The following is a 2,767-nucleotide window of genomic DNA, read 5'->3' as shown; positions in this document are numbered from 1 at the left end:
CCCCCGGCTCGCCGAGTGGCGCGAGCGGTGGCGGCGGGGTGCCGAGGCGGCGGCCGCGGCGACCGGGGAACAGCTCGACCGGCTGGAGCGGGGGGACGTGTCCCACCTCGCCGACGCCGTCGTGCGGGCCGAACAGCCGTCCGCGTTCGGGAAGTTCGGGATGTGCGGACGGCTCGACGTGTACCGGGGGGCGTAGCACCGGCTCCGGGCCGGGACGTGCTTCCGGCTCGGCCGGGGACGTGCTTCCGGTTCCGCCGTGGACGTGCTTCCGGTTTCGGCGGGGAACGTGAGCGGCGGCGTTCGGACTACGCCGCCGCGGGGCCCGTCGCCGTCCATCCCGGGGTCTGCGGGTGGGCCTTCAGGTCGTCGTGCCGGACCGTCTCGCCGCACTCGGCGCAGGTGACGACCGGGACCAGTTCGTGGCCGCCCGTGTGTCCGGGGCTGCCGACGTGTTCGAGCACCATGGGGCGATCGCCGTCGTTGAGATGGCGGTCGCCCCACGCCATGAGTGTGAGGAGCACGGGCTCCAGTTCCAGGCCGGCCCGCGTCGGCCGGTACTCGAAGCGCGGCGGCTTCTCGCTGTACGCGACCTTCGCCAGCACACCGGCGTCCACCAGCCGCTTCAGGCGGCTCGTCAGCACGTCGCGCGGGGCGCCGATGTTGCGGACCAGCTGGTCGAACCGCGTGGCGCCCAGAGTCACCTCGCGCAGGACGAGCAGGGAGTACTTCTCGCCGACGAGCGCGAGGGTGTCGGCGATCGAGCAGGGGCGGGCGTCCTTCATGCGATCCAGTCTATGGGGGTGGGTTGGTTCTTCCAACCCACTGGGTTACCGTGGAGTCACATGGTGGGTTTGTAAAGCAAACCCTGTGACTTCGAGGGGCCGGACCATGCGTGACGCAGTCATCGTCGAAGCCGTACGCACTCCGATCGGCAAGGGCAGGCCGAACGGCTCGCTCGCCCACGTCCATCCCGTGGAACTCCTCGCCCACACCCTCCGTACGCTCGTCGAGCGCTCCGGAGTCGATCCCTCGCTGATCGACGACGTGATCGGCGGGACGGTCGACCAGGTCGGCGAGCAGGCCATGAACACCACCCGGTACGCGGTCCTCTCGGCGGGCTTCCCCGAGTCGGTGCCCGCGACGACGGTGGACCGCCAGTGCGGTTCCTCCCAGCAGGCGGTGCACTTCGCGGCGCAGGGCGTCATGTCCGGGGCGTACGACCTGGTCGTGGCCTGTGGCGTGGAGTCCATGAGCCGTGTGCCGATGTGGTCGAACGTGCCGGAGGGCAAGGACCCCTTCGGGCCCGGAGTCGCCGAGCGGTACCCCGAGGGGCTGATTCCGCAGGGGATCAGCGCCGAGCTGATCGCGGCCAAGTGGTCGATCTCGCGCGAGGAGATGGACGCCTTCGCGGTGGAGTCGCACCGGAAGGCCGCGGCGGCGTGGGAGAGCGGTCTGTTCGCCGACGAGGTCGCGCCTCTCGACGGTGTGACGCGGGACGAGTGCGTCCGGCCCGGCAGCAGCACGGAGGTCCTGGCCGGTCTGAAGCCCGCCTACTACGACCCGGCCTTCGGCGAGCGCTTTCCGCAGATCGACTGGAACGTCACGGCGGGCAACGCCAGCCCCGTCAACGACGGCGCGTCCGCCGTGCTCATCACGTCCAGTGAGACCGCGGCCCGGCTCGGTCTGCGGCCACTTGCCCGGCTGCACAGCTTCGCAGTCACCGGGTCCGACCCGCTGCTCATGCTCACCGGTGTCGTCCCCGCCACGGAGAAGGTCCTCCGCAAGGCATCGCTCAGCCTCGACGACATCGACCTCTTCGAGGTCAACGAGGCCTTCTCCAGCGTCGTCCTCGCCTGGCGGCAGGAAACGGGCGCCGACCTCTCCAAGGTCAACGTCCACGGCGGCGCGATAGCCATCGGCCACCCGCTCGGCGCGAGCGGCACACGGCTGACGACCACGCTCGTCCACGCGATGCGGGCACGCGGCGCCCGCTACGCCCTCCAGACGATGTGCGAGGCGGGCGGCCTGGCGAACGCGATGGTGCTGGAGGGGCTGTAGGCGGATGCGGGTGAGGCCCGCGGGCCCTTCCGGGACCGCGGGCCGGGAGCGGTACGGGCCGAGGGTGGCGCGGTCCGTACCGTCCGGGATCGGCGACAGGCGCGGGCTGCGCGGACATAGGCACGCGGCCCGCCCAGCAGGGGCGCTGCCGAGCTGACGGCGCGGTGTTGCGTCTCGTGTGTCGCCGATCCCGGGTGGCCGGGCGGACGGCGGCCCGGCCGAGCGGCGGCCTCGCGGCGCGGCTGGAGGTCCTCCGGGGTAGACCCCGAGGGAGCCCGGCTCAGCGGTCCCGGAAGTGGTGGCGTTTGCGCCAGGCGATGATCGCTCCCGCCAGGGCGGGGAGGGCGATGAAGGCCATGGCGATCAGGAAAGCGGGGGATGTCGGGGTCGAGGCGCGGGCGCCGGCGACGACGTATGCCGCGGTGTTGGGGATCGAGCCGAGGCCCGTCGCGAGGAGGAAGGGGAGCCAGCCCATGCGGGAGACGGACGCGCAGTAGTTCGCGGCCCAGAACGGCACTCCGGGGAAGAGCCGCGCGGCCATCATCGAGCGGAATCCGTGGCGGCTGAGCTGGCCGTCCGCCGCCTTCAGCCAGCGTCCGCGGAGCAGCGGTCGCAGCGCGTCCTGGCCGAGGATCCGGCCGAGCCCGAAGGCGATCCCGGCCCCGAGCACCGTACCCGCGAGCGAGGCCCCGAGTCCGAGCTGCGAGCC

3 protein-coding genes and 1 pseudogene are annotated in these 2,767 nt (G+C 72.3%); 2 read left to right on the top strand and 2 right to left on the bottom strand.

The features are described 5' to 3' along the window. Window positions 1-196 (top strand): annotated as a pseudogene (locus O3Q52_RS51620) (cupin); the annotation flags it as partial. Between the two features lie 109 nt (window positions 197-305). On the opposite strand, the gene O3Q52_RS51615 reads toward O3Q52_RS51620, so the two are convergent. After that, window positions 306-791 carry a helix-turn-helix domain-containing protein gene (locus O3Q52_RS51615; protein ID WP_269655325.1) on the bottom strand — a complete coding sequence of 162 codons (486 nt, stop codon included), beginning with the start codon at window positions 789-791 and terminating at the stop codon, window positions 306-308. Window positions 792-888: 97 nt separating this feature from the next. On the opposite strand from O3Q52_RS51615, the gene O3Q52_RS51610 reads away from it, so the two are divergent. After that, on the top strand, window positions 889-2,058 hold the full coding sequence (locus O3Q52_RS51610; protein WP_269655324.1) for a thiolase family protein: 1,170 nt from the start codon (window positions 889-891) through the stop codon (window positions 2,056-2,058). Between the two features lie 280 nt (window positions 2,059-2,338). On the opposite strand, the gene O3Q52_RS51605 is transcribed toward O3Q52_RS51610, so the two are convergent. Next, window positions 2,339-2,767: TVP38/TMEM64 family protein (locus O3Q52_RS51605; protein ID WP_269655323.1), on the bottom strand; the 429-nt coding region annotated here is incomplete at its 5' end.

Source organism: Streptomyces sp. ActVer, from assembly GCF_027270795.1.
In the GTDB taxonomy this organism is placed as follows: Bacteria; Actinomycetota; Actinomycetes; order Streptomycetales; family Streptomycetaceae; genus Streptomyces; species Streptomyces umbrinus_A.
The sequence above is the reverse complement of the archived record's forward strand: the minus strand, read 5'-3'. Positions and strand labels throughout refer to the sequence as shown.

Excerpts from the sequence above, each read along its gene's own strand:
- O3Q52_RS51610 (WP_269655324.1), top strand. The coding sequence starts at position 889 with ATGCGTGACGCAGTCATCGTCGAAGCCGTACGCACTCCGATCGGCAAG.